The 24,752-nt window shown below is 66.5% G+C and carries 23 protein-coding genes, 1 tRNA gene and 2 riboswitches; of the genes, 9 read left to right on the top strand and 15 right to left on the bottom strand.

All coding sequences use genetic code 11. The annotated features are described in order from the left end of the window. Positions 1 to 10: 10 nt before the first annotated feature. Positions 11 to 640: a hypothetical protein gene (locus ACLH0K_RS04435; protein WP_411375631.1), complete on the top strand. Its 630-nt coding sequence runs from the start codon at positions 11 to 13 to the stop codon at positions 638 to 640. Here the strand turns inward: ACLH0K_RS04435 and ACLH0K_RS04430 are convergent. Continuing rightward, positions 609 to 1,391 (bottom strand): DUF998 domain-containing protein, encoded by a 783-nt coding sequence (locus ACLH0K_RS04430; protein WP_411375630.1) that lies wholly within the window; start codon positions 1,389 to 1,391, stop codon positions 609 to 611. The two genes, ACLH0K_RS04435 and ACLH0K_RS04430, sit on opposite strands and share 32 nt — an antisense overlap. Positions 1,392 to 1,473: 82 nt before the next feature. Between ACLH0K_RS04430 and ACLH0K_RS04425 the strand changes: the two genes are divergently transcribed. The 3 genes from ACLH0K_RS04425 to ACLH0K_RS04415 all read left to right on the top strand — a co-directional run bounded on the left by ACLH0K_RS04425 (position 1,474) and on the right by ACLH0K_RS04415 (position 2,464). Next, positions 1,474 to 1,546 (top strand) — tRNA-Arg (locus ACLH0K_RS04425). A 1-nt stretch (position 1,547) separates the two neighbouring features. Continuing rightward, entirely contained in the window at positions 1,548 to 2,024 is a 477-nt protein-coding gene (locus ACLH0K_RS04420) for a DUF6314 family protein (RefSeq protein WP_411375629.1), read from the top strand. Further along, the gene (locus ACLH0K_RS04415; protein WP_411375628.1) at positions 2,021 to 2,464 is read left to right on the top strand and encodes an NUDIX hydrolase; all 444 of its coding nucleotides are present in this window, start codon (positions 2,021 to 2,023) and stop codon (positions 2,462 to 2,464) included. Before ACLH0K_RS04420 ends, ACLH0K_RS04415 begins: the two co-directional genes overlap by 4 nt. Here the strand turns inward: ACLH0K_RS04415 and ACLH0K_RS04410 are convergent. Both ACLH0K_RS04410 and ACLH0K_RS04405 read right to left on the bottom strand, forming a co-directional pair. After that, the gene (locus ACLH0K_RS04410) at positions 2,461 to 4,374 is read right to left on the bottom strand and encodes an ABC transporter ATP-binding protein (RefSeq protein ID WP_411376401.1); all 1,914 of its coding nucleotides are present in this window, start codon (positions 4,372 to 4,374) and stop codon (positions 2,461 to 2,463) included. The genes ACLH0K_RS04415 and ACLH0K_RS04410 overlap by 4 nt on opposite strands. Before the next feature lie 46 nt (positions 4,375 to 4,420). Then, a complete protein-coding gene (locus ACLH0K_RS04405) occupies positions 4,421 to 6,076 on the bottom strand; it encodes an ABC-F family ATP-binding cassette domain-containing protein (RefSeq protein WP_411375627.1) in 1,656 nt (551 codons plus the stop codon). 236 nt (positions 6,077 to 6,312) lie between these two features. On the opposite strand from ACLH0K_RS04405, the gene ACLH0K_RS04400 reads away from it, so the two are divergent. Together ACLH0K_RS04400 and ACLH0K_RS04395 are read left to right on the top strand one after the other, a co-directional pair. Further along, complete coding sequence (locus ACLH0K_RS04400) at positions 6,313 to 7,050, top strand: hypothetical protein (RefSeq protein WP_411375626.1); 738 nt, start codon at positions 6,313 to 6,315, stop codon at positions 7,048 to 7,050. Further along, complete coding sequence (locus ACLH0K_RS04395; protein ID WP_411375625.1) at positions 7,047 to 7,784, top strand: hypothetical protein; 738 nt, start codon at positions 7,047 to 7,049, stop codon at positions 7,782 to 7,784. Before ACLH0K_RS04400 ends, ACLH0K_RS04395 begins: the two co-directional genes overlap by 4 nt. Before the next feature lie 326 nt (positions 7,785 to 8,110). Here ACLH0K_RS04395 and ACLH0K_RS04390 read toward each other — a convergent pair whose 3' ends face one another. From ACLH0K_RS04390 to ACLH0K_RS04345, 10 genes are all read right to left on the bottom strand, one after another. Beyond that, positions 8,111 to 11,143 (bottom strand): alpha-mannosidase, encoded by a 3,033-nt coding sequence (locus ACLH0K_RS04390; protein WP_411375624.1) that lies wholly within the window; start codon positions 11,141 to 11,143, stop codon positions 8,111 to 8,113. A gap of 118 nt (positions 11,144 to 11,261) precedes the next feature. Then, positions 11,262 to 12,140 carry a formate dehydrogenase accessory sulfurtransferase FdhD gene (fdhD, locus tag ACLH0K_RS04385; RefSeq protein ID WP_411375623.1) on the bottom strand — a complete coding sequence of 293 codons (879 nt, stop codon included), beginning with the start codon at positions 12,138 to 12,140 and terminating at the stop codon, positions 11,262 to 11,264. A 69-nt stretch (positions 12,141 to 12,209) separates the two neighbouring features. After that, positions 12,210 to 13,589, bottom strand: a complete 1,380-nt coding sequence (locus ACLH0K_RS04380) for a molybdopterin molybdotransferase MoeA (RefSeq protein WP_411375622.1) — start codon at positions 13,587 to 13,589, stop codon at positions 12,210 to 12,212. Next, the gene (locus ACLH0K_RS04375) at positions 13,586 to 13,879 is read right to left on the bottom strand and encodes a DUF6457 domain-containing protein (RefSeq protein ID WP_171027588.1); all 294 of its coding nucleotides are present in this window, start codon (positions 13,877 to 13,879) and stop codon (positions 13,586 to 13,588) included. The genes ACLH0K_RS04380 and ACLH0K_RS04375 overlap by 4 nt, the downstream gene beginning before the upstream one ends. A 16-nt stretch (positions 13,880 to 13,895) precedes the next feature. Continuing rightward, on the bottom strand, positions 13,896 to 14,555 hold the full coding sequence (locus tag ACLH0K_RS04370; protein ID WP_411375621.1) for a molybdenum cofactor guanylyltransferase: 660 nt from the start codon (positions 14,553 to 14,555) through the stop codon (positions 13,896 to 13,898). A gap of 61 nt (positions 14,556 to 14,616) precedes the next feature. Next, positions 14,617 to 15,117, bottom strand: a complete 501-nt coding sequence (locus ACLH0K_RS04365; RefSeq protein ID WP_411375620.1) for an HNH endonuclease — start codon at positions 15,115 to 15,117, stop codon at positions 14,617 to 14,619. 296 nt (positions 15,118 to 15,413) lie between these two features. After that, positions 15,414 to 16,181 (bottom strand): NlpC/P60 family protein, encoded by a 768-nt coding sequence (locus ACLH0K_RS04360; protein ID WP_411375619.1) that lies wholly within the window; start codon positions 16,179 to 16,181, stop codon positions 15,414 to 15,416. 160 nt (positions 16,182 to 16,341) lie between these two features. Continuing rightward, positions 16,342 to 17,019 carry a C40 family peptidase gene (locus tag ACLH0K_RS04355; RefSeq protein ID WP_411375618.1) on the bottom strand — a complete coding sequence of 226 codons (678 nt, stop codon included), beginning with the start codon at positions 17,017 to 17,019 and terminating at the stop codon, positions 16,342 to 16,344. Positions 17,020 to 17,089: 70 nt separating this feature from the next. Then, positions 17,090 to 17,284: riboswitch (cyclic di-AMP (ydaO/yuaA leader) on the bottom strand. Between the two features lie 112 nt (positions 17,285 to 17,396). After that, positions 17,397 to 18,218 carry a M23 family metallopeptidase gene (locus tag ACLH0K_RS04350; protein WP_411375617.1) on the bottom strand — a complete coding sequence of 274 codons (822 nt, stop codon included), beginning with the start codon at positions 18,216 to 18,218 and terminating at the stop codon, positions 17,397 to 17,399. 10 nt (positions 18,219 to 18,228) lie between these two features. Further along, positions 18,229 to 18,471, bottom strand: a riboswitch (cyclic di-AMP (ydaO/yuaA leader). Between the two features lie 103 nt (positions 18,472 to 18,574). Further along, positions 18,575 to 19,270 (bottom strand): metal-dependent transcriptional regulator, encoded by a 696-nt coding sequence (locus ACLH0K_RS04345; protein WP_411375616.1) that lies wholly within the window; start codon positions 19,268 to 19,270, stop codon positions 18,575 to 18,577. A gap of 282 nt (positions 19,271 to 19,552) precedes the next feature. Between ACLH0K_RS04345 and serC the strand changes: the two genes are divergently transcribed. Continuing rightward, positions 19,553 to 20,683, top strand: coding sequence for a phosphoserine transaminase (serC, locus tag ACLH0K_RS04340; RefSeq protein WP_411375615.1), 1,131 nt, complete (start codon positions 19,553 to 19,555; stop codon positions 20,681 to 20,683). 81 nt (positions 20,684 to 20,764) lie between these two features. Here serC and ACLH0K_RS04335 read toward each other — a convergent pair whose 3' ends face one another. Further along, positions 20,765 to 21,406 (bottom strand): DUF3027 domain-containing protein, encoded by a 642-nt coding sequence (locus ACLH0K_RS04335; protein WP_411375614.1) that lies wholly within the window; start codon positions 21,404 to 21,406, stop codon positions 20,765 to 20,767. A 6-nt stretch (positions 21,407 to 21,412) separates the two neighbouring features. Continuing rightward, the gene (locus tag ACLH0K_RS04330) at positions 21,413 to 21,796 is read right to left on the bottom strand and encodes a cold-shock protein (RefSeq protein ID WP_138139041.1); all 384 of its coding nucleotides are present in this window, start codon (positions 21,794 to 21,796) and stop codon (positions 21,413 to 21,415) included. A 216-nt stretch (positions 21,797 to 22,012) separates the two neighbouring features. Between ACLH0K_RS04330 and ACLH0K_RS04325 the strand changes: the two genes are divergently transcribed. Both ACLH0K_RS04325 and ACLH0K_RS04320 read left to right on the top strand, forming a co-directional pair. Beyond that, complete coding sequence (locus ACLH0K_RS04325; RefSeq protein ID WP_411375613.1) at positions 22,013 to 22,246, top strand: hypothetical protein; 234 nt, start codon at positions 22,013 to 22,015, stop codon at positions 22,244 to 22,246. Positions 22,247 to 22,256: 10 nt separating this feature from the next. Then, entirely contained in the window at positions 22,257 to 24,740 is a 2,484-nt protein-coding gene (locus ACLH0K_RS04320; RefSeq protein WP_411375612.1) for a helicase-associated domain-containing protein, read from the top strand. The last annotated feature ends 12 nt before the right edge of the window (positions 24,741 to 24,752 follow it).

Here is a 24,752-nt window from a genome sequence, read left to right as displayed (position 1 = left end):
TAATGGTGCCATGGCCAAAACCCCTGCCCAGCGGATCAAGAAGCACGGCGCGAAAGCAGCCGTGCCGCAGCACAAACTGCCGCCGGTCATCAATTCCACCACCGCCCGGACGCCGGAGAAGGCACAAAGCAACAGCAACCTCATTGTGATCGCCGGCGTGGTGGCCAGCCTGTTCCTGTTCTGGTACCTGCACCTGCTGACCCTGAACCAGCTCACGCAGCTGTCCGGCGGGCTTGCCATGCCGGACTCACTCTTCGGCGGTTTCGATGCCGGCTACATTGGCCAGCTCCAGGCAGCGATGGACGCCGACGCGCGCGGCCAGCTGAATTACGTCCACAAAACCGCCGGGACGCTCTTTCCGCTTATTTTCGGCTTCACGTGGCTGCTGCTGATTGGAACGAACGTTGCCCGGAAGGTCCTCCGCCGGGCGTTGTGGGTACTGCCGCTGCTGTTCGTGGTGGCCAGGCTGTGGGGCAACAGTGCCATTGACGGAATGATGTCTTCCGAGGGTCCCAACGCCGGCCAGGTGGCGTTGGCGTCCGGCCTCACCGTCGCAGGCTGGATCCTTTTGGTCCTGAGCCTGCTGGCCGGAGCGGGAGCCGTGCTGCTTAACGCCCGGCGGAAAAGGGCGGCTGGCTGACGCCGGCTGACGCGGCCCGCAGCTGCTTCCGGTGGCGGTGCACGCGCTGTGCGATCACCAGGCCGGCCGTGGCCATGCCCACCGTCACCGGGTAGGCCATCAGGCGCTCCAGGGTGCCCGGTTCCGGTACGTCCATCCCCGTCACGCCGCCCGTCACCAGCGCCGTTAGCGAGACGCCGCCGCACACAAGGATGAACCAGGCCATCCGGGATTTCCGCAGCCACAGGATGCCCAGCACCAGCAACGCGGCAGCCCCGGCGAGGAAGTACATCACGGCGCCGGCGAAGTGCCAGCCCGAGCCCACGTCCTCGGGCACCAGCCCCACAATCACGGTGCCGGCACCGGCGGTTCCCGTGAGCAGGCGTACCCAGACGGCGGCCAGCCAGGGTCTCCGTCTGGGTTCAACACCGGCTCCAGCCCGCGCCGCGACGCACAGCAGGCCGGAGCCCAGCAGGAGCGCGCCCAGCAGCATGCCCAGCCCCTGGACCACGAAGGAGATGTTCATCAGCCAGTTCAGCGGAGAACAGACGTCCCGGCCGTCATGGATGCCGCAGTACAGGGCGCCGAGGTCGCTGATGTAGCCGGTGCGCAGGTCGTATGCCCGCGGACCTGCCCAGGCGCCGATCACCGCCGCTTCGGCCGCAAAGTACTGCAGCACACTCAGCACGGACCACGCTCCGATGTACTGCCGGGTGGATGCGGTGTCCGGAATGAAAGCCACCGCGGGGGTGGCGGACGGTGCTGCACTCATGCCTTGAGCGTAGTACGGCCCCGCACCTTGTATGCTGGTAACGGTCTCCGGCCGGAGCGGCCCTGCCGATTCCCGGATGCCCGCCCTCGTAGCTCAGTGGATAGAGCACGGCTCTCCTAAAGCCGGTGTCGTTGGTTCGAATCCAATCGAGGGCACTTGAGCGCTTCTCCCCCGCAGTTCGACCTCCGCGCCTACCTCCTCGGCGCCGGTGCAGACGATCCGGTGCCTGCCGGCCGCTGGACCCTGGAAAGGGACCTGCTGGACCGGACGGACGGCACCCGCGGAACCTTTGCCGGCGTCGTACTATTTGTGCCGGACGGCGACGGCGGCGTGGCCCTCCGCGAGGAGGGCACCATGCGCTGGCCCTCCTTCACCGGTCCCGCCACCCGGGAATACCTGCTGCGGCCTTCGGGGCAGCCCGATGCCCTGGACGTGTTCTTTCCCGACGGGCGTCCCTTCCACCGGATGAGTTTCGCGGCGGAAACCAACCGGGACAACCACTGGTGCGATCCCGATACCTACCGCGTGGCCTACATCCTAGAAGGCCCAGACCGCTTCAGCTACAGCTGGGATGTGACGGGACCGCGTAAGGACCTCTTGCTGGCCTCGCGGCTAACGAGGAGTGCGGCATGAAGGCGCGCATCGTGGTGTCAGCAGTCTGCGTCTTCGACCCCGAAGGCCGACTGCTGACCGTGCGCAAGCGCGGCACCGGGATGTTCATGCACCCCGGCGGCAAGCCGGAACCCGGCGAGACGGCTGTGCAGGCGGCCGCCCGGGAACTGGCCGAGGAAGTGGGCATTGTCATCGATCCGCGGGAACTGGAGTTGATGGGCGTCTGGATCGCCGACGCCGCCAATGAGGCCGCCACGGACATCGAAGCCACAGTGTTCCGCGCCCCCGGTACCTGGCAGGCGCACCCGTCGGCGGAGATCGCGGAGATCCGGTGGCTGGACCTTGCGGAACTTGCCCGCAGCGGCGCCTTTCCTCAGGACCTCGCCCCGCTTCTGACAGAGCACATCCTCCCCGAACTGGACGCCGCGCACGGCCTCCGCTCCGGAGGCCCGGACATTTAGAGTTCCGGAACGGCCTCACGCGCCACCGCACTGGCCTCCGCGAACTGGGTCCTGTAGAGCTCCGCGTAACGGCCCTCGGCGGCCAGGAGTTCCGAGTGGGTTCCGCGCTCCACAATACTGCCCTCTTCCACCACCAGGATGGCGTCAGCGGCGCGGATGGTGGACAGCCGGTGGGCAATCACGACGGCGGTCCGCCCCTCCAGCGCGGCTCCCAATGCCGCCTGCACTGCGGCCTCGTTCGTGGAGTCCAGCGCTGCCGTGGCCTCGTCGAGGATGACCACCCGTGGATGCGCGATCAGGAGCCGGGCGATGGTGAGCCGCTGCCGCTCTCCCCCCGAGAGCCGGTAGCCGCGCTCCCCCACCACGGTGTCCAGCCCGTCGGGCAGGGACCGGATCATGGTTTCCAGCCGTGCCTGCCGGATGACGTCCCACATGTCCTCCTCTGTGGCGTCCGGCTTGGCCAGGCGGAGGTTTGAGGCGATGGTTTCGTGGAAGAGGTGGCCGTCCTGGGTAACCATGCCCAGGGTGTCCCGCAAGGAATCGAATGTCGCGTCCCGAAGGTCCAGGCCGGTGCCGGGGACGGACCCGCCCAGCCGGATGGCACCGGAATCTACGTCGTAGAGCCGGGCCAGCAGCTGCGCGATGGTCGACTTGCCGGCACCGGACGACCCCACCAGGGCTACCGTCTGTCCCGGTTCGACCCGGAAACTGATGCCGTGCAGGACTTCCTCGCCGCCGCGCGTATCCAGGGTAGCCACTTCCTCCAGCGAGGCCAGGGAGACCTTGTCCGCTGAGGGGTAGGCGAAGCGGACGTCGTCGAACTCCACGGACACCGGTCCCGCCGGAACCGGCACGGCGTCAGGCTTCTGCCGGATCAGGGGCTCGAGGTCCAGGATTTCAAACACCCGCTCGAAGCTGACCAGGGCGCTCATGATTTCCACCCTGGCGTTGGACAGCGCGGTGAGTGGAGCGTAGAGGCGGGTGAGCAACAGGGCCAGGACCACCACGTCACCGGCTGCCAGCTGCCCTGTGATGGCCAGCCAGCCGCCCAGGCCGTAGACCAGCGCCAGGGCGAGGGCGGACACCAGGGTCAGCGCCGTCACGAACGTGAACTGGAGCATCGCCGTCCGGATTCCGATGTCCCGGACGCGTCCTGCCCGGAGGGCGAACTCGCGGGACTCCTCCGCCGGCCTGCCAAAGAGCTTCACCAGCGTGGCACCGGGGGCTGAAAAGCGCTCGGTCATCTGGGTGGCCATGGCTGCATTGTGCTCGGCCGCTTCCCGCCGGAGTCCCGCAAGCCGGGAACCTATCCGCCGGGCGGGAAACAGGAACACCGGCAGCAGGACCATGGCCAGGACCGTCACCTGCCACGAGGTGCCCAGCATGACCGCAAGGGTGAGGACAAGGGCCACCACGTTGCTGACCACCCCGGAAAGGGTGCCGGCAAATGCCGACTGCGCGCCGATGACGTCGTTGTTCAGGCGGCTGACCAGGGCGCCGGTCCGGGTGCGCGTGAAGAAGGCGATAGGCATCTTTTGCACGTGGTCGAAGACCCGGGTGCGCAGGTCAAGGATCACGCCCTCGCCGATCGTGGAGGAGAGCCAGCGGTTGACCATCCCCAGCCCTGCTTCAGCTACGGCAACGACGGCGATCAGCGCCGCCAGCCGCACCACCTCATCGGCGCCTGCCCGCGCCACGATGGCGTCCACCACCTGCCCTGCCAGCACCGGCGTGGCCACAGCCAGGAATGCCAGCGCCACGGACAGTGCCACGAAGGCGAGGAGTTTCACGCGGTGCGGCCGGGCGAACCCCAGGACACGCTTGAGGGTGGCCCTGGAAAACGGTTTGGTACCGCTCTTTGCCCTGGTGATGGTGTGAAGGGAGCTCCAGGCAACCCGGCCCATGCTCATTGATCCAGCTCCGCGCTCGAAGTTCTGCCCTGTCCGGCTGTCCGGTTCATACGCCGCCTGCTGGGTGGTGTTCGGTGACCGCGCCGTTGTCCACGTTCCAACGTACATCCAGGCGCACGTTCTCGAGCAGCCTTCGGTCGTGGGTTACCAGGAGCAGTGCACCGTCGTAGCTGTCCAGCGCTTCTTCGAGCTGTTCGATGGCCGGCAGGTCGAGGTGGTTGGTTGGTTCATCCAGGACCAGCAGGTTCACGCCCCGGGCCTGGAGCAGCGCCAGCGCGGCCCGGGTGCGTTCCCCCGGCGAGAGGGAATCAACCGGCCGTCCGGTGTGGTCCGCCTTTAGACCGAACTTGGCAAGCAGGGTGCGGACCTCTGCCGGGGACAGATCCGCCAGGACATTTCCGACGGCGTCCGCGAGGGGCAGGTGCCCGGCCAGCAGGGCCCGTGCCTGGTCGATCTCGCCCACGGCTACGGATGCGCCCATCGATGCGCTGCCGGAATCCGGCGCGGTGACGCCCAGGAGCAGGCGCAGCAATGTTGATTTGCCCGCCCCGTTGGGTCCGGTGATGCCAATCCGCTCCCCGGCATTCAGCTGCAGGTTGACCGGGCCCAGCGTAAAGCTGCCCTGCTCCACCACGGCATCACGCAAGGTGGCAACCACGGAGCTGGAGCGGGGAGCCTTGCCGATGGAGAACTGGAGCTGCCATTCCTTCCTCGGCTCCTCCACCACCTCGAGCCGGGCGATGCGGGACTCCATCTGGCGGACCTTTTGGGCCTGTTTCTCCGAAGACTCGGCGCTGGCGGCCCGCCGGATCTTGTCATTGTCCGGGTTTTTCCGCATCGCATTCCGCACGCCCTGCGAGCTCCATTCCCGCTGTGTCCGTGCGCGGGAGACGAGGTCGGCCTTGGTGGCAGCGAACTCCTCGTACCTCTCGCGTGCATGACGCCGCGCAACGACGCGCTCCACCAGGTAGGCGTCATAGCCGCCGTCGTACACCGCAACGGCGTTCTGCGCCTGGTCCAGTTCCACCACGGTGGTGACGCAGCGGGCAAGGAACTCGCGGTCGTGGCTGACCAGGACCACGCCGCCGCGCAGCCCCTTGACGAAATCCTCCAGGCGGGCCAGGCCGGCAAGGTCGAGATCGTTGGTGGGTTCATCCAAAAGCACAATGTCGAAGCGGCTGAGCAGCAGGGAGGCAAGGGCCGCCCTGGCAGCCTGGCCGCCGGAAAGTCCGGTCATGGGAGCGCCAGGACCGGCGTCCAGGCCCAGGTCCGCCAGGACCGCCGGGATGCGTTCGTCAAGGTCGGCGGCGCCGGAGGCCATCCAGCGGTCGAAGGCATGGGCGTAGGCGTCATCAGCGCCCGGGGCTCCGCTGCCCAGCGCCTCCGCCGTGGCTTCCATGTCCGCTGTTGCCTGTGCACAACCGGTGCGGCGGGCGATGTATGCTGCCACCGTTTCTCCGGGCACCCGTTCGTGTTCCTGGGGCAGCCAACCCACAAACGCATCGGCCGGTGCCAGGCTGACAGTGCCCTCCTGCGGCTGGTCCGCGCCGGCGAGGAGCCGGAGCAGGGTGGTCTTGCCGGCACCGTTGGCACCCACCACCCCTACCACGTCGCCCGGGGCCACGGTCAGGGAAAGCCCGGTAAACAGTTGCCGGTGGTCATGGCCGCCGGCGAGGTCCTTGGCAACCAGTGTTGCTGTCATGGATCGATCCTTTCACCGTGCGGACCCGGCTGCTGCCGGGATATGCCGGGGTTGCCTGCAGGAGCGGCAAAGTGGCCGGAGTGCGGGCATAGAAGAACCCGCTGGTCCGGACTTGGGGGGTGTTCGGACCAACGGGCTCGACCATCAAGCATAGTCGAAACAATGCCGCCGGTAAAATCGGGCGGAACGCGGCGCGCTAAACTCATCACAAGCAACCGTTCTGCAGAGAGCACTTCATGACCCTTCCCGCCAAGGCGTTCCAGCGCTGGCTGCAAGGCATCGCCCCTGATGCCAGCACAGCAGATGTCTGCAGGGTCTCCGGGATCAAGCGGACTACGCTCGCGCAGCAACTGGTGAGGGGCAAAGTCTCCGTGAGCACGGTGGTCAGCATCGCCCGCGCATACAACATAAACCCCCTCACGGCGCTGTCCTACTTTGAGGAGTACCGCGAGCTGGCAGGCCCGCTCCAGCCGCCCACCCGCTGTGAACTGATCAGCCAGATCTCAACGCAGGACCTGATGCGGGCCTTGCTTGCCCGCCCGGCGATGTGCCCCGGTGAGTCTTCCCCCGCACGCCCACCGGCGCTCACCCCTGCGCCGCACGCCACCTCGGTCAAGAACTGGGTGGATGCAATCGACGACGGCGAAGTGCGGCACCGCGTCTCAGCCTCCACCGGCGTGGCACCCCAAAACTATTCGGCACAGCTGACGGCAAACCGGCTCTCCGCAGAACTGGCCCTCGCAACATCCCGGGCGGCCGGTGTGGGGCTGGCGAACGGCCTTGTTGCCTCCGGGCTGCTGACGGAAGAAGAGGCCGGCTGGCCCGCTGATGCCAGGCAGTCCGCGCTGGACGGCCTGTCCGACGGTGATCTCACAGCGCTGGCCGGGGATCGGCTGCAGGCTATGGGTAAAGTATTGCGGCGCCAGGAACAGGACCAGGCGCAAACGGAGAAGATTTGGGAGAACCTGGGATGATCGCAGTCCTTCAATGGACCACACTGGCTATCTGCGCACTGATCGCCATTGCCCGCATACCCAGTGCGCTCCGGGGTGAGAACAGGTCCCTGTTCTACATCTTCACGCTGATGACCCTCGCCATCCTGCTCAGCATCGAAGCGCCCTACGTGGCCATCGACCAGGCACTGGGTGGGATCAATCTCGCCAACCTGCTGCTCCGCTTTGTCATTTTCGCCACAATCTACGTTCTGGGCGTAAAGGTGACCAGGGGTTTTGGCGCCGAGGGCGCATACCGGCTGATCACCGGAAAGGCCGGCATGGGCGTCCTGCTGGTGATTTCCGTGGCCATGGTGGCTGTGTTCTTCATGATGGACACCGCCGGGTCCTCCGCGGGGATGGTAGGTCCGGCAAGGATGAACGCCCGCAACGGGGTTCTGGTGGAATACTATGGCGCGGCCGGGCGGGCGTACCCCGCCTTCGTTTCCCTGGCCTTGCTGCCGGCGATGATCGTCGCTGTGCGGAGCACGCTGCCCGTCCTGATACGGGTGGCCGCCGGGCTGCTGGCGATCGGCGGAGTAGCCATCACGCTCTCCCTGCTGTTCCCGGTCTTTCCCAGATCCTGGGATTCCCTGGAGTTCGTCATCAACTACACTGCCGTGCTCTGCTTCATGATCGGTCTGGCGCTGATCTGGACGGCGAGGGTGAGGAACGGCAGGAATACAGCTGCCAGAAAGACATCTACCGAAAAGTAACCCGGCTGCTTTCACAATTTCATTAGATTGTGAAACAATCATGAATGTGTGAAGGTGGAGCGTGGCACGTTTACGAACGGGGATAAATTCTTGAACGCCCGCCCGCTCCGGGGGCCTTTGCACGCATTGGGGGGATGAGTGGTGGCGGCCGTTGGGGACCGCCCCCACTCAGCCTATTTAACGGCAGTTTTACTGACGCTGTTTTTCTTGGGAGCCTTCCGTAGCCGGGGCAGCCCGGGCTACTCCACCCGCTCCGGAGTCTTTGTTCAGCTGTGCCGGCTTCCGGTCAGCGGAAGCCGACATAGCTGGACAGAATTCCCAAGGTTTTAGCGGCGGGGGAACCTGAGGGTGACCAGCTGGAACGGACGGAGCCGCAGGTCGGCGCCGTCGGCAGCCGGCTCTACACCCGGCGCCGGAACGTCGCGTTCCAGCAGGTCAACGGTACGGACGGCACCCGCCGGGAAGTTGGCGATGATCCGTCCGCACGACCGCTGCCCAAGCGACTCATACAGCCGGACAATGACATCACCGGACCCGTCTTCGGCAAGCTTTACCGCCTCGACCACCAGCGCGTCATTGGTTACTGCAAACAGTGGTTCAGCCGGCGCAGCGCCACGGACGAGGCGGGGCGCCAGGTTGGTCCGGTACCCCTCCTGGACAGCATCGCCGATATCGGCGCCAGGCCGGATGGTGACCGTCAACTCATGCAGTCCGCGGTCCGCTTCAGGGTCCGGGAACTTGGGGGCACGCAGCAGGGACAGGCGCACCGTGGTGGTCGTCCCGCCGTCGGACTCCCTGACGTTCCTGGTGACATCGTGACCGTAGGTGGACGCGTTGGAAACCGCAACGCCGTAGCCGGGTTCGCCCACGTGGATCCACCGGTGGGCGCAAATTTCGAACTTGGCCGCTTCCCAGGAGGTATTGGTGTGCGTGGGCCGGAAAACGTGGCCGAACTGCGTATCCGAGGCCGACCGGTCAGCGCGGATATCAAGGGCAAACCCAAGCTTGAGCAGCTTCTCGCGTTCCTGCCAATCCACCGAAGTCGTGATGGCCAGTGAGGGGCTGCCGCGCTCAAGAACAAGACGCTGGGTCACCGGCGAGCTTCCTGCGAGGCGGTCCACAATAACGACGGCGGCGCCGTCCTGCTCCTCCAGGCGTACAGCAGTGGCGCTTGTCAGGGGTGTGACGGAGCGCCGGTAAAACTCGTCTACATCCCAGGCGTCCCACTCGTTAGGCGTGTCGCGGTGCAGCTCCAGGAGGTTGCCTCGCTGGCCGGGCGCGATGGCTTCGCGGCGGCTGGCATGGTCCTGCAGTGAGGCGATCAGTCCGTCCGAACCGACGACCACACGGATAATCCCGTTGTCCAGGATGTAGCCGTCCGCCTCGGCGGTGGCCCGGACAGGCTGGGAAGACGCAGCGGGCGCCGCTGCCGCGAGCGCCGGCACGTCGTTCCGGGCATGCGGAGCGGCATTCAGGAGGAACTGCCGGTCCCCCTCGCCAAGGAACGCGGCCGCCGCCTGGCCAATGATTGATTCCAAAGCCGTTTCAATGGCCTGGTAGTTGCGCTCGGCGTCCTTGTGGACCCAGGCGATGGAGCTGCCGGGGAGGATGTCGTGGAATTGTTGGAGCAGGACAAGCTGCCACAGGCGCTTGAGTTCGGCTGCCGGGTAGGAGAAGGTGCCGCCCGTTCGAACCGCTGCCGTGGCACACCACAGCTCGGCCTCACGCAGCAGGTGCTCGCTGCGCCGGTTGCCCTTCTTAGTCCGCGCCTGGCTGGTGTAGGTTCCCCGGTGGAGCTCCAGGTACATTTCCCCGACCCAGACGGGCAGCGCCGGGTAGTCCTGCTCGGCCTGCACGAAGAAGCTCTCCGCAGATCCGATCCGGACCTTGGGCGAACCTTCGAGATCGGCTGTCCTGGCTGCCGCAGCCAGCATCTCCCTGGTGGGCCCGCCGCCGCCGTCGCCGTACCCGAAAGGCACCAGCGAGACGGTACCGCGGCCGTGGTCGCGGTAGTTCCGCTCGGCGTGGGCAAGCTCGCGGCCGCTGAGCTCGGAGTTGTAGGTATCCACCGGCGGGAAGTGCGTGAAGAGCCGGGTGCCGTCGATGCCCTCCCAGTTGAAGGTGTGGTGCGGCATCCTGTTGGTCTGGTTCCAGGAGATCTTCTGGGTGAGGAACCACCGGCTTCCCGCGGACTTGACGATCTGCGGGAGCGCCGCGGAGTAGCCGAACGAATCGGGTAGCCAGGCCTCCCGGCAATCGACGCCGAACTCTTTGATGAAGAAGCCCTTGCCCTCCACGAACTGGCGGGCCATGGCTTCACCGCCGGGCATGTTGGTGTCGGATTCCACCCACATGCCGCCGACGGGCACGAATTGGCCGGAGCACACCTTTTCCCGGATCCTGCTGAACAGCTCGGGGTAGAACTCCTTGATCCAGGCGAGCTGCTGCGCGGACGAACAGGAAAAGACGAAGTCCGGGTTCTCGTCCATCAGGGACACCACGTTGGAAAAGGTCCGGGCACACTTGCGCATCGTCTCCCGGATCGGCCACAACCAAGCGGAGTCAATGTGGGCATGCCCCGTGGCCACCAGCTGGTGCGCGGATGCATAGGCAGGACGGGCCAGGACTCCGGCCAGTGCTTCGCGGCCGGCGGCAGCTGTACCTGCAACGTCGTCCGGATCCATCACATCCATCATGCGTTCCAGGGCCCGCAGGATCTCGTGCCGGCGGGGAAGTTCCAGCGGCAGCTGCTCCATCAGGCCCGCCAGGGTCCAGACGTCCTGCTGGAGCTCCCATACGTTCTGGTCCAGTTCCGCGATGGCGATGGTGCCCAGCCGGTACTGGGGCGCTGTTCCGGCCGTGGACTTGTCCCCGTAGGGCGTTGGGGCGAAGGTCCAGCCCTGGGCAACATCCGGGTTGGCAGCAGCTTCCACGTAGAAATCCACTGCCATGCCGCCGCCCAGCAGCTTCAGCGGGATGTACTGGTTCCGCGGCGAAACCGCTTTGATGATGGTGCCGTCAGGACGCCAGGCGATGCCCTCGCACTGGAACCCGGGAGTCTCGGTAGTGAAGCCGAGGTCCACCACCACTTCCACAGTGGTGTCGGGCTCCGTGCCCCACGACTCAGGAACCTCACCCTGCAGGCGGAGCCACTTGGTTCCCCACGGCTTTCCCCACGGCGCACCGTGCTCCTGCGGCGAAAATTCCTGCCTCATCGCCTCCAGCACAGGCACGGGTTCATCCGGCACGTCCCAGCTGCTCAAGGCAAGGGGAAGGGTCCGGCTGTAGACGGCGGGAATGATGCGCTCGCGCACGAACCTCTCAAGGCGGACTTCCGTGATGCGGCGGTCGTCGTGCAATGTATGCCTTCTTTAGAGTGAGAAATGGATCGTCGTGTCCATTCGATGGATAAATCTACCCGCTAGTAGCCTCTTATCCAACCCCTTTCGGCAACATCCGGAACCGTTTCCGGGCGCTTCAGGCGACCGGCTGCCGGACCCCAGGCCGGATGATCCGGGCCTCACCCGCATAGACGTTCATGCTCGTGCCGCGGTTGAATCCCGCCAGCGTCAGCCCGCGCGCTTCAGCGAGCTCCACAGCCAGGCTGGACGGCGCGCTCACGGCGGACAGAACGGGAATCCCTGCCAGTGCCGCCTTTTGGACCAGCTCAAAGGACGCCCTTCCGGAAACCTGCAGGACCGTGCCGCGCAGCGGAAGAAGGCCTTCACGCAGTGCCCAGCCCACAACCTTGTCCACGGCATTGTGCCGCCCAACGTCCTCGCGCAGGCAGAGCAGCCGCACGCCGCCGTCGTCGTCAATCTTGTAAAGCCCGGCAGCGTGCACTCCCCCGGTGTCCTCGAAGACGCGCTGGGATTTCCGCAGCAGGGCGGGCAACGAAGTCAGGACGTGGGCGTCCACCGTCACCGGATCCGACGCCGGGCTGTAGTGCGAGGATTTACGGACGGACTCGATGGAATCCGTCCCGCAGATACCGCAGGAACTGGACGTATAGACGTTGCGCCCCGTGTCCGGCACGGGAACGTCCGGCCGCAACTGGGCCTCCACCACGTTGAACGTCTGGACGCCGTTCTCGTCCTCGCCGGCGCAGAACCGCAGGGAAACAAGCTGGTCAGGGCTCCATATGACACCCTCGGAGACCAGGAAGCCGGCCACCAGGTCGAAGTCGTCGCCGGGAGTGCGCATTGTGACGGAGAAGGACATGCGGCCCAGCCTGATCTCCAGCGGCTCCTCGACAGCCAGGACGTCCTCCCGGTGCCGGACCGGAAATTCCAGGGCCTTGGGTGAGCCGTCCAGCAGATATTTATGCACCTTCCGGCGCTGCGTCACGCGTCCCATGTTCCACCCCGCCTGTTCATAGTTCCATCATTGCAACCACAGGAGACACGCTCAACCGGGGCGACGGCTTCAACCAAGGAGTGCACTCCAGTCCACCGGACCGGCCGCAGCGTTCCTGGCACCCGTCCGGGGAGTCCGGCCGGCGTTTTTCGGTTTGGCCCTGGCTGCGGCATCGGCGGGTTCGGGTATGGGCGGGCCCCAGGGGAGGGCGAAGGCGGGGACGGGCTCGCCCAGCTGCACGCCATGCGGCGGTACAACCATGACGCCGTCCGCGGCGGCCAGTCCGCGCATCATGCCCGGTCCGGCGTGCTGCGCCGGTGACGCCATGCCGTACAGGAGGCGGAACGGCATCAGGCGGGTGCGGCCGGGATCGGGTTCGATCACCGTTCCGGAGGGCACCTCCCGGACCGGGGGCATCGTGCCGTGGCCGAGAGCTGCGAGCAGCGGGGCCGCAATAGTGCAAAGAGCCATCATGGCCGCCAGCGGATTGCCGGGAAGGCCCACAACAAACCGGCCGTCGGGCAGTTCAGCCAGGACGGCAGGGTGTCCGGGGCGCATGGCCACTCCGTCAATCACAAGCCGGCCTCCCAGTTCGGCCACTGCCCGGCGCAGGTGATCAGTGCCGGACCGGCCTGTTCCACCTGTAGTGATGACGACGTCGGCGGGCAGGTCCGGAGCTCCGGGAACATCCGGAACAACGTCCTCGAGTGCGGCAAGCCATTCCGGATAAGAGTCCCCGATCCTTTGCTGTCCGCCCGGGATACCGCCCAACATGGAGACCACTGCCGGCAATTGCGGACCGAACGTATCCCGTACCTTCCCGGGAACCGGGATCCCGTGCGCCACCACCTCGGAACCGGTCAGGAGGAGCCGCACCAGGGGCTTGCCCTGGACCCGCAGTTCGTCATATCCGGCCAGGGCGGCCAACGCCAGGTGTGCCGGATTCAGCACCACGCCCGCTTTGACCAGCACTTCCCCTTCCGCTGCCTCCTCCCCCGCTTTCCGGATGTGCTGGCCGGCCCGCGGTTCCCCCGGCCGTGCGGTTCCGCCGGTGGTCAGCAACGGTAAACCGTCATCGTCCGTGCCGAGCACCGCCGCTTCACTGCGCAGGATGGCTTTGCCGCCGGGCGGGATCAGGCCGCCGGTGACGATGGGGCTGGCCTGGTGCGGGGCCAGCCTGGTCCCCGGCTCCACCGGGATCCAGGGCCCCGTTCCGTTAACTGCCCAGCCGTCCATGGCTGACGAGGCGTAATGCGGCATGTCCTGCAGCGCCACAATATCCTCATCGAGGCGCCGGCCCAGCGCGAGTTCGAGTGCAACCTGCCCGGCGGGGATCGGCGTGGCTGCATCAAAGGCTGCCTCCCGGGCTTCCTGCCAGGTGTGGGCAAGGTGGTGGTGTTTTTCCTGCTCTTCGGATTGGCGGGTTGCCGGCGGGACTTCTTCGGTCATTCGCCGGGAGTCCCGGCGGCTTCAGAGTCGTAATCGGCTGCCAGCGAGCGGGCGATGGAGAGGAATGACTCCACGGACGCGGCGTCGGGTGCTTTGCCCGGGCCGGAAGCCAGTCCTGCGGCCAGCCCCGCAATGAACGTGGTCAGCGGGGCTGCCGGGCGGACAACGGAGTGCGCAGCCACACCGGCCAGGGCCAGGATGGCGTTGATGTCAACCTGGACGTCTTCGAGTTCATAAGCCTGGAGCAGGGACCTGCACCATTCGTCCAGCGTTTCATCCTGGCTTTTCATGAACTGCCTCCCACGTTTAACTTTGGTTACCCCGGCCCTGGAACCCGCCCTGGCGCCCGGCGGCAATGCCGAGTGCCGCGGCATCGTCCCAACTATCCACATCTGCGGTGGTTTCAGCAGGGACGCTGACAAGCTGCACGTCAAGACTAGCAAGGAGGGAACGGACTGAGCCGTTGACCAGGGCTCCCCTGGCCGCAAGCTCACCAACCGCTTTTTGTAGCCCGGCTGTGCGGTAAAACGCGGCGAGCGGTTGGAGCCGGCCTCCCGACGCTTCATCGGCGCTGCGCGCCATCACCGCATCCGGCATCCCGTCGTGCCCTGCAAGCGCGGCTTTCAGGACTTCCACGGCCTCCGCTACGAGCGGCATGTCGCACGCCAGGACAAGGGTGTACGCCGGTTGGTGCCCGTCGCCGGCCAGGGCGTCAAGACCGGCAGCGATGCCGGCGGCGGGACCGGAGAACTCCGGCTGTTCCCTGCAGGAGAGCACACCCTCCGGCAGGAGCGCTACATCAGGCCCCACCACCACGATGCGGCGGGCGCCCGAGGCCGCAGCAAGGGCACGCTCCAGGAGGGTGGAGCCCTGGAAGACCAGGCACTGCTTTGGCGCTCCGCCCAGCCTGGATGACCGGCCACCTGCAAGAATCAGTGCGTTATATTCCGGTGCGTCGTGGTCCACCGTTCCAGCCTAGCGATTCCCGGGAGCCGGCGGGGTCATCCGCCGACGTCAGGGACGATCCTTAGGCAGCGCGCTCCGGCAGCAGGAACGGATCCCATGCCGGTGTGGGCTTTTCCAGTTCCTTGATCTGCCACATGCTGCCGCGCGGCGGCTCGGGTTCAAACCGCAGCTTCCAGCCCATCTCCGCCGGGGTGTGGTCGCCTTTCGTGTTGTTGCAGCGCAGGCAGGCGGCCACCAGGTTCTCCCAGGAATCGGCTCCGCCGCGGGACTTCGGGTGGACGTGGTCAATCGTGTGGGCAGCCTTGCCGCAGTAGGCGCACTTGTGCCCGTCGCGCCGCAGTACTCCGCGGCGGCTCACAGCCGTGGCCTGGTTGTACCTGGGTCGGATGTAGCGGTTGAGGAGAATGACCGACGGCCGGCCCAGTATCTCCTGGGGACCCACCACGGGGTCGTCCCCTTCGGCCACTACGCTTGCCTTGCCCGTGAGCACAAGCACCAGTGCCCGGCGGAAGGTCACAACCGCCAGCGGTTCATATCCAGCATTCAGAACGAGAGTGCGCATGCACGTACCTCTTCACGGCCGCACCCGTCAGGGGCACGAGGGCCGGCTGCCCTCGGCATGTTCGGGCTATGGATCGACACCACAAGAGTAAACAAAGAAGTGCACTATCAGCTAATCGCCCTATCACAGCCTCCGCCGCGTCCCCAAACCCGCAACGCGACGGAGGCAACCCGAGGGCCTTCCCGCGCCGCCGGAGAGCTCCCCTGCGGATCTTAAAGCAAGAGGAACCCTGCCAGTCTGGCAGGGTTCCTCTTGCGTCTCCGGCCGGTGGGGCCTCCGGCCGGGGTACGTGGGCGTTAGTTGACGCGGATGAAGACCGGGCCGGAACCAACGTTGGCGCTGAAGACAACGGTCTGGTTGCCGTTGTAGCCGCCGTGCACGGCCTGGCCGTTGCCTGCGTAGACAGCGACGTGGGCCATGCCGGCCCCGCCGTCGGCGTAGTAAATCAGGTCGCCCGGCTGGGCCTCAGCGGCGCTCACCGTGCGGCCCAGGGACAGGTACCCTGCCGGCCAGTCGTGGAAGTTGATGCCCACGGCGGCGAGGGAGTTGGTGACCAGCATGGTGCAGTCCTGCATCACGCCAAGCTGGGCGTACGCTGCGGACAGGATCGCTGCGCCCTTGCCGCTGGCGGAGGCGGGCGCGGCCGGAGCGGAAGCGGCCGAGACCGTGGCCGTAACCTTCGGCGCTGCAGCAGTCTGCGTTGCAGGGGCCGGTGCGGGCGCCTCCTCCTCGACAACTTCCGGCTCGGGTTCGACGACTGGTGCCGGTGTGGTGGTCACAGCGGGCTTTTCGTACGTGATGGCGATCGTGGAGGCCGCGGAAATCGGGGCTTCGATCGCGGATTCAACTTCGAGGGCCGAGGCGGGGGCTGATTCGCGCTGGATGTTGGCGTCGGCAGCGTTGGCTGCGATGCCGCTGGTCAGGACCAGGCCGGAGGCGGCGGCGATGACCGCGGCCTGGCGTCCTACGCCTCCTGCGTTATCGCCAACAGCCTTGGCGATGATTGCGATGGAGTTGGTTTTGGTGACCTCGGCGCGGTGCCGTGCGGTTGCACGAGTACTCATCAGTTCTCTCTTTCGAATTCCTCGGCGCCTGTGGGCAGCCCGAGAGTTTTGGACGCGCCGGCATCTTGGGGGTACGTCGGCGCGCCCCGAACGGGGATTGTGATTTAGCGGAAAGTGGCGGCAAAGAAATAGTTCCTGGGGCCGAAGCCCCAAGAACTGATTAGCCAGCCAGGGTGTAGAAGGAGGAGCTGCCGGTGGCAGCCACGGAGTGGAGCAGCGTGCCCTGGGAAGGGTTGAGTGCGCTGATCATCATGCCGTTGCCGACGTAGATGCCGACGTGAGCGCCGCCGTTCTGCATGACCAGGTCACCCGGCTGGGGGGTGGAGGTGGGGGTCATGGCGGTCCAGGCATTGACGCGCGGGATGCTGATGCCGGCCTGCGCGTAGACCCACTGGGTGAAGCCCGAGCAGTCCCAGCCGGAGGTGGGGCTGGTGCCGCCCCAGACGTAGGGGCTGCCAATGCCGGTGTAGGCGATGGCTGCGAGGCCGGAGGTGGCTGCGGACGCCGCGGTGGCCACAACCTTCTCAGCAGCTGCGGAGGCGCTGGAGGCGGTGTTCGTATCCTCGTCCTCATTGTCCGTGGACTGGGCCGTCACCGGCGCCACGACGGGAGCGGCAACCGTGGTGACCACGGGGCGCTCGAAGGAAACGGTGGCAGTGGGGGCCGCGGTAACGGCGAGGGCGGTGGCGGGACCGGACTCGGTGGAAGCGGAGACACCAGCGGTGGTGTCTGCAGCGTTGGCCGGCAGTCCCATGCCCAGGACAAGTCCCGAAGCGGCTGCGACAACGGCAGCCTGGCGACCTACTGTCCCGGCGTGGGCACTAACAGCCCTGGACACTGCGTCCAGGGGGTTGGTACGAACCGGTTGCGCACGGTGGCGCGCAGAACTATGGCGTGAAGACACGAAGGTAGCCTCTCCCAATGCCTGCGAGGTGAGCTGTCGGATTCGGATGGGAGTCACCCGGCCGCGCCGCTTCGAAGGAAGCTTTGCGACTTAACCCCAAGGCCTTCGTAACGAAGACCAGAATTGGTTCCCCCGCCCCTGCCAGACGATGAAATGCGAACGGACCTTGAGCGGTGGCAGAGTTAGGCAATCCGCACAAGAGCGTCAACTTCGGAAAAGTTGACGCGAGTTAGACGGTACAGCAGTTTTCCTCGAATGTCACATTCAGGTCACGAGCAGTCATAACGATTCGAGAGTTCGCCGTCATTTGACTAGAGCCAACCGGTCGGGTCAACCACTTCGCCGTTGACCTGAACCTCAAAGTGCAGGTGGCAGCCGGTGGAGGCTCCGGTGGTTCCACTGAGGGCCACAACGTCACCGCGGGAGACAGTCTGGCCTTCCGTCACGCTGAAGGACGACAGGTGGTTGTACGTGGTCTCCAGGCCGTTCCCATGGTCGATCACCACGCGGTTTCCGCCGCCGTACTGGTGCCAGCCCACAAAAGTCACGGTACCGGTTGCGGCAGCAAGGACGGAGGTGCCGCACTGCGCCACATAGTCCTGGCCGCGGTGAAAGTCGCCGGAGCCGCCGGTGATGGGGCTGATCCGGTAACCGAAGGGTGATGCCGTGGTCATGGAGGCCAGCGGCGCACCAAGACTTCCCACGGATGCGGCCCGGGACACGGCGCCTGCGGACTGGGCGCTGAGGAGCTGTTTGAGTTTGCCGTCCGGGTCAGCCTGGGTCACTACAGCAGAGCGGCTGAAGTCGATCTGGGCCCCTGCTTCGGCGGAAATCTGCGGCTGGGGCGTGATGGAGGTGACAGCAACCGGCGCAATGCCGGATTCCTCGGTGGCCATGACCGGGCTGGTGGCAGGAACGGTCACGGTGAGGACCATGCCGGTGGCGGCGAGTGCGATGCCGGCCTTTTGGCCGATGCCGCTGGCGGAGGCGAACTCGGTAATCTGCCGGAACGGACCCCGGCGGCGCCGCGCATCACGGTGGAGATCGCGGGGGCGCTCCGTGTGAATGACTTCGGCCACACGGGGGGCAGAAGCGGGGCCGGCCGCGCGGCGGCGCCCCCTGGAGGTCTGCATGGACAAGAAGGATTCCTCTCTGGAAGCCTGCGAAGTTAGCTGTCGGATTCGGGTCAGAGAGTTCAAAGACCCGGTCCGCCGTAAGCAAGCTTCGGCACAGAGATTTCCCGGAGGGATTCCTTCACTGGAAGAGGCTTGCTGCTGACGGACTTCACCCCAAGGCAGTCCCCCGTCTGCCGCTTGTGGTTCCCCCGCCTCTGCCAGTTAGTGCTCGTGCTCCTGATCCGCTGGCAGAGCTCGGCTCCGGATCAGGTAACGCTTTAGTATCAACGCTTGGTTCAACTATAGGGGCTTAACCCTCAAAGTAACAATTCCGTTATCTTCGCGTAACCAACATCAGGCGGGAGCGAAAAGAGCTAGCTGACGGTCACGAAAACGTGCGCTGCCACCTCGGGCGGAAGCTCCAGCGCGCCGTCGATGCCCGCAACGCGGACAGAGATGTAGTCGCCCACGCGTTCCAGCGCCACTGCCGCACCGGGGCGGATGCCGCCCTCGTCGAGCTGGGCCAGCAGTTCCGGTTCCACCTGGATGGGTTCGGCGAGCCGGCTGACTGTCACCGCCGAAGCCGGGCCGTAGGACTTAATGGCCTCGAGGAGGTTCACGGCGGCGTCGGCCGGGGCCACGGGAACCTCGCCGCCGAGCGCGGCAAGGCCCGGAATCGGGTTGCCGTACGGGGACTCGGTGGGATGGTCCAGCATCTCGTAAATGCGCCGTTCCACCCGCTCGCTCATCACGTGTTCCCACCGGCACGCCTCATCGTGGACGTACGCCCAGTCGAGTCCAATAACGTCCGCGAGGAGCCGCTCAGCCAGCCGGTGCTTGCGCATCACCTCGGTGGCGCGCTTCCGCCCGACTTCGGTGAGTTCCAGGTGCCGGTCACCGGACACCACAACCAGGCCGTCACGCTCCATCCGGCCTATTGTCTGGGAAACGGTGGGCCCGGAGTGCCGCAGCCGCTCCGCTATGCGGGCGCGCAGGGCGATGATGTTCTCTTCCTCAAGTTCCAGGATGGTCCGAAGGTACATCTCCGTAGTGTCGATCAGATCCGTCATCCAGCTCAGCTCCTCGAGCGCAGTACCTTGCGTAGTCCCACCGCATCGCCTTTTACTGCGACGTAGTCCGTTGGCTAGCTTAGCCTATTTTGACTTAGTCCGAATAGTTGGAACGGGTGTGTGGCCGCGTCTCAGAGGCTGGACTATGACGCGTTCGGTTCCCGTGTCAAGAGCTGTTCAGGCAGAATGGGATCGGCCTCAGGTGCAGCCGTTGCAGGCTGCCCGCCAGTTACCGAATACCCGTCCGGACCCAGCCGTGTCCACGCCGAAATTGGAGCCCCTGTGAGCGAACCCAGCATCACTATTCCCGCTGATCTCCTTCCCCGGGACGGACGGTTCGGCGCCGGGCCCTCGAAGGTCCGCCAGGAGCAGATTGATGCGCTGTCCGCCGCATCCAGGAACATCCTCGGCACTTCCCACCGGCAAGCCCCCGTCAAAAACCTCGTGGGCTCGGTCCGTGAAGGCCTGGCACAGTTCTTCCGCGCCCCGGAAGGGTATGAAGTTGTTTTGGGCGTCGGCGGTTCCACCGCGTTCTGGGACGTCGCCAGCTTTGGTTTGGTGGAGAAAAAGGCCCAGCACCTCTCCTTCGGCGAGTTCGGTTCCAAGTTTGCTGCCGCAACCAACAAGGCACCGTTCCTGGATGGCTCCTCGATCATCAAGTCCGAACCGGGTACCCGGCCCGAGCCCAGGGCGGAAGCAGGAGTGGACGTCTACGCCTGGCCCCAGAATGAGACGTCCACCGGCGTGGCCGCCCCCGTCAAGCGGGTGGCGGGCGCCGACGAGGGCTCGCTGGTCCTGGTTGATGCGACGTCGGCGGCGGGCGGCCTTGACGTGGATGTCGCCCAAAGCGATGTGTACTACTTCGCACCGCAGAAGAACTTCGCGTCCGACGGCGGCCTGTGGCTTGGCCTGTTCTCGCCCGCCGCGCTGGAGCGCGCTGCCCGTGTCAAGGAAAGCGGCCGCTGGATCCCGGACTTCCTGGACCTGCAGACCGCCATCGACAACTCGAAGCTGAACCAGACCTACAACACTCCGTCGCTGACCACCCTGGTGACCCTTGACGCCCAGGTGCAGTGGCTGAACTCCAACGGCGGCCTGGACTTCGCCGCCGCACGGACGGCTGACTCCGCCGGACGCGTCTACCAGTGGGCTGAAGCTTCCGAATTCGCGACCCCGTTTGTCACCAACCCCGATGAGCGCTCGAACGTCATCGCCACCATCGACTTCGACGAGTCCGTGGACGCCGCCGTCGTGGCAAAGGTGCTGCGTGCCAACGGCGTGGTGGACACGGAGCCTTACCGTAAGCTGGGCCGCAACCAGCTGCGGATCGCCACCTTCGTTGCCATCGAGCCGGACGATGTCTCAGCACTGCTCGCCAGCATCGATTTCGTGGTGGGCGAACTGCGCAAGTAAGAGCCCGCGGCGCGTCAGCGCTCAAAGCACGACGGCGCCGCCCCGGGTCCTGCCCGGGGCGGCGCCGTTGTTTGACCCTGCCTAAGGGACGTCCACGCCCTGGTCCGTGCCGCCGTCGTCCGCTGACGCCGGCCCAGGGACAGCGGCGGCGTCAGTGTAATCAGCGTCAGCAGCATCGGAGCCGGTGATGCCGCCGGCGTCCGCGTCCGCATCCCCCGGATCGCCACCGGCAACGTCACCCTCCTGTGGCGCGTCGTCCGTCCCCTGGGACTCCTCATCCAGCTGCTGCTCGTCTTCAGGCCGCACGCGCTCGGCCCACGGCACCCACTCGGGGGCAAGGATCGAATCTTCTGACGGCAGCAGGCCCAGCTCACTCACGGTGACCACCTTTGAGCGGGAGTTGCGCGTCAGCACGGCATACCACTGCCAACCCACGTAGCCGGCCAGCTTCGACTCGAACAGGTGCGTCACCAGCCGGTCACCCTCGCTCTTCGCGGCGAGATGTAATCCGATGGACGACGCAGCGGTGATGCCCTCCAGCGCCGTGCGGGCCGTATCCACGGCAGCAGCAAGGAAGGCGTCCGGCTTTCCGGTCCGCCAGACGGGCACCCCGGCGGGGCGCCTGGCAACACTCTTGGGCGCTGCCACAGACGGCGCCGCAGCGGGAGCAGGGGCGGAACCGGATGTTTCCTGTGCCTCCGGCTGTTCAGCTTCCGGGGTCATGGATGCCTAAACGTCCAGCTCGTCGGCAACCTTACGCAGCGCGGCCGCGATGGCCTTGCCCTTGTTGCCTTCCGGATACTTTCCCTTGGACAGCGTGCCGGACAGGTTGTCCAGCACTGTCACCAGATCCTGCACCAGCGGCGCAAGATCACGGGCGGCAGGGCGCTTCGCCTTGGCTATGGACGGCGTCTTGTCCAGCACCCGCAGGCCCAGGGCCTGGGCGCCCTTCCGGCCGTCGGCCACACCGAACTCCACCCGGGTGCCGGCCTTGAGCTCCGTCACGCCCTCGGGCAGCGACGATTTGGGCAGGAAGACTTCCTGGCCGTCCTCGCCCGCGAGGAACCCGAAGCCCTTGTCCTTGTCATACCACTTGACCTTGCCGGTAGGCACGTAATCAACCTTCTTCGTTCTGCTGTCATGACACACGGCCGGCCGCCACCGCATCCGCATTGTTGTGCGGGTTCAAGGTATGGCAGCCACGAACCGTGTTGGTCTGTATGCTTCAAGGTTATCCTGCCCGGTGGCCAGATCCTGCTTTCGCAGGCGCCGGGTAACGCTGTTCACCCGGTTACCCTGCGGTGCAGGCAGGGCGGTAGCGTTACGTCCATGACTCCCTCGCGTTACCGGCGGCCCATCATGATCGGGGCCGCAGTCATTGCCGTGCTTTCCCTGGCAGCAGTGGGAGCGGTGATGGCGTTTGCATTTGCCGGTACGGTGGCGCCGGCCTGGGTCACCTATACGGCGCTGTACGGCCTGCCGGTGGCGTTCCTCCTGATGCTCTTTTTAGTCCTGGACAGTGTTGCCGGGCGTCGCCGGGCGGGAAAGACTGACCAGCGGTAACGTTGGACTGATGTCCCTCATTCGCGCGCTCAGCAAGGACCTGGAGGCACGCAGCGACGATTCGTTGCGGGCGCTGTTCGCCGCGCGGCCGGACCTCATTTCGCCGGCAGTTCCGGACTTTCCGGCGCTGGCCGCCCGCGCCAGTTCGCGGGTCAGCGTCCAGCGGGCCCTCGAACGGCTCAACCGGCCGCAGATGCAGGTCCTTGAGACCCTTCACCTCTGCACCAACACGGACACGGAGCACAGCGCCTCCGCCGCCGGCCTGCGGAAGATGATCTCCGGCGCGACGATCGCCACGGTTGAACAGATCCTGGGCGCGCTGCAGGAGCTTGCCCTGGTCCACCGCGTCCCGCCGCCGCACGGGGCTCCGGCCTCCGCCGCGAAGCAGCGCTTCTACCTCCCCGTTGGCTGCCTGAAGGACGTGGTGGGCCTTTACCCTGCAGGCTTGGGCAGGAGCTACACGGAGCTTGTCCGGCTCCAGCCCGCATTTGCGCAGCGGGCTGTCCAGCTGGTCTCCGAGCTGCACCGCAGCGGTACAGCGATCCGGGACGCCACCACCCCCATGGAAGCTGCCCTGGCGCTGCAGCACTGGACGTCCTCGCCGGAGGCCCTCCGGGACATCCTCGCCGGAGCACCGGAACGGACGACGGCGCTGCTCGCCAGGTTCCGCAACTGGGCCATGGGTGCCGTCCCCCAGGCGCAACGCAAGGCTTCGGTGCTGACGGAAGCGTCCGACGTCGGGCCTGTCGACTGGCTCCTGGCCCGCGGCCTGCTGGTGCCGCTGGACGCCGCCCATGTCGAACTGCCGCACAGCGTGGGCCTGTCGCTGCGCGGCGGCGTGATCATCAATGACTTCGCCCTCTCGCCGCCCGTCCCCGAGCTGGGCAGGACCACCGCGATGCTGCGGCGGAACGCGGCCATGAGCGCCATCTCCGAAACATTGCGGCTGGTGGGTGAGCTGCTGCACTCGGTGCGGGACCAGCCTCTGGCTACACTGCGCAGCGGCGGTGTGGGCGTGCGCGAGACCCGGCGGCTGGGCGAGGTGCTCCGGGTTGACCAGCCGCGTGTGGGGCTGTTGCTGGAACTGTGCGGACTTGCCGGCCTGATCCGCCTGGATGTGGATTCGTCCACCTGGGCGCAGCCGGAGCAGCTTGAGTGGCTCGGATTGCCGCGGCAGGAACAGTGGCTGTGGCTGGTGAACGCGTGGCTGGCCAGCGAGCGGGTGCCGTCGCTGGTGGGCCAGCCGGTGAACGGGGCGCAGGGCGTCCCGGCGGGCCACCGGACCGCCTCCGGCAGTACCATCGTGGCGTTGTCCGCGGAGCCGCAGCGCCCGGACGCGCCAGTAATCAGGAAGCGCGTCCTGGAGATCCTGCACGAACTGACCATGGAGGCGGCAGCTCCAGACGGGGCGGCCCCTGTGCTTGACGCCGCCGCCGTCCTGCAGCGTGCGGAGTGGGCCCAGCCCCGCATGGCACGCCGCTTCAGCTCGCTGATCCGCGGGATCCTCGCCGAAGCCGAACTGCTCGGCCTGGTCGGGTCCGGTGCGCTGACACAGCTGGGCAGCGCCTTCGCCGAGGACAACCCGGATGCCGCACTGGCCATCCTGGGAGAGCATCTGCCGGCAGCCCTGAACCACGTCCTCCTGCAGGCAGACCTGACGGCCGTCGCCCCGGGCTATCTTGCTCCGGGGCTGGCCGAAAAGCTGCAGGTCGTGGCGGACCCCGAAGGCCAGGGACCCGCCACCATCTACAGGTTCTCGGAAGCTTCCGTCCGGCGTGCCCTGGACTCCGGTTATGACGCTGCCGGCCTGCTGGAGTTCCTGCGTGAGCACTCCGCCACCGCCGTGCCGCAGCCCCTTGAATACCTCGTGGAGGACACCGCATCCCGGCACGGGCGGCTCCGGGTGGGGCAGGCCGCCAGTTTCATCCAGTCCGACGACGCCACAGCGCTCCTCGAACTCCTCTCGGGACCGCGCGCGGCGGCTTTGGGCCTGGTCCAGATCGCTCCCACGGTGCTGCTGTCCACGGCGCCGCCGCGGGAAGCTGCCCAGGTCCTGCGCAGCCTTGGCCTCTCGCCGTCGGTTGACGGAGTGGAGGACCCCTCCCTCCGGCTCCGGCGCAGCACTGCCCCGCAGGAAAACCTCCGCCCCGTCTATACCCCGCCCGGCTCCGCGCCGCCTGCGGAGGACGTGGACGCCCAGCTGGCCGTGCTGCGCCAGGCAGGTCCCCCCGTCGGGCACTCCGCCGCCGGGCGCCACGGAAGCGAGACCGCCACCCAGCTGGGACTGGAAGCCCTGCAACGCGCCATCAGGCTCAAACAGCGGATCAGCATGAACGTGGTGGACAGCCTGGGGAATGCCAACCTGGAAGTGGTTGTTCCCATATCGGTAAGCGGCGGGCGCGTGCGGGTTTTTGATCCCGCGAAGGAAACCGAACGTGTCCTGTCCATCCACCGGATCATCGATATCGAGGCTGCAGAGGAACTGCGCCAGTGAAGGACTTTTCGG

Source organism: Arthrobacter sp. MPF02, assembly GCF_046605375.1.
Classification (GTDB): Bacteria; Actinomycetota; Actinomycetes; order Actinomycetales; family Micrococcaceae; genus Arthrobacter.
Note: the sequence above shows the minus strand (reverse complement) of the source record. Positions and strands in the feature narration are given on the sequence as shown.

Bases quoted from the DNA above. Each gene is read 5' to 3' on its own strand.
- ACLH0K_RS04435 (WP_411375631.1), top strand. From the start codon at position 11: ATGGCCAAAACCCCTGCCCAGCGGATCAAGAAGCACGGCGCGAAAGCA.
- ACLH0K_RS04350 (WP_411375617.1), bottom strand. From the start codon at position 18,218: ATGCAGACCTCCAGGGGGCGCCGCCGCGCGGCCGGCCCCGCTTCTGCC.
- ACLH0K_RS04395 (WP_411375625.1), top strand. From the start codon at position 7,047: ATGATCGCAGTCCTTCAATGGACCACACTGGCTATCTGCGCACTGATC.
- ACLH0K_RS04335 (WP_411375614.1), bottom strand. From the start codon at position 21,406: ATGACCCCGGAAGCTGAACAGCCGGAGGCACAGGAAACATCCGGTTCC.
- ACLH0K_RS04415 (WP_411375628.1), top strand. From the start codon at position 2,021: ATGAAGGCGCGCATCGTGGTGTCAGCAGTCTGCGTCTTCGACCCCGAA.
- ACLH0K_RS04325 (WP_411375613.1), top strand. From the start codon at position 22,013: ATGACTCCCTCGCGTTACCGGCGGCCCATCATGATCGGGGCCGCAGTC.
- ACLH0K_RS04410 (WP_411376401.1), bottom strand. From the start codon at position 4,374: ATGAGCATGGGCCGGGTTGCCTGGAGCTCCCTTCACACCATCACCAGG.
- ACLH0K_RS04405 (WP_411375627.1), bottom strand. From the start codon at position 6,076: ATGACAGCAACACTGGTTGCCAAGGACCTCGCCGGCGGCCATGACCAC.
- ACLH0K_RS04360 (WP_411375619.1), bottom strand. From the start codon at position 16,181: ATGAGTACTCGTGCAACCGCACGGCACCGCGCCGAGGTCACCAAAACC.
- fdhD (WP_411375623.1), bottom strand. From the start codon at position 12,140: ATGGGACGCGTGACGCAGCGCCGGAAGGTGCATAAATATCTGCTGGAC.
- ACLH0K_RS04375 (WP_171027588.1), bottom strand. From the start codon at position 13,879: ATGAAAAGCCAGGATGAAACGCTGGACGAATGGTGCAGGTCCCTGCTC.
- ACLH0K_RS04320 (WP_411375612.1), top strand. From the start codon at position 22,257: ATGTCCCTCATTCGCGCGCTCAGCAAGGACCTGGAGGCACGCAGCGAC.
- ACLH0K_RS04345 (WP_411375616.1), bottom strand. From the start codon at position 19,270: ATGACGGATCTGATCGACACTACGGAGATGTACCTTCGGACCATCCTG.
- ACLH0K_RS04365 (WP_411375620.1), bottom strand. From the start codon at position 15,117: ATGCGCACTCTCGTTCTGAATGCTGGATATGAACCGCTGGCGGTTGTG.
- ACLH0K_RS04380 (WP_411375622.1), bottom strand. From the start codon at position 13,589: ATGACCGAAGAAGTCCCGCCGGCAACCCGCCAATCCGAAGAGCAGGAA.
- ACLH0K_RS04430 (WP_411375630.1), bottom strand. From the start codon at position 1,391: ATGAGTGCAGCACCGTCCGCCACCCCCGCGGTGGCTTTCATTCCGGAC.
- ACLH0K_RS04400 (WP_411375626.1), top strand. From the start codon at position 6,313: ATGACCCTTCCCGCCAAGGCGTTCCAGCGCTGGCTGCAAGGCATCGCC.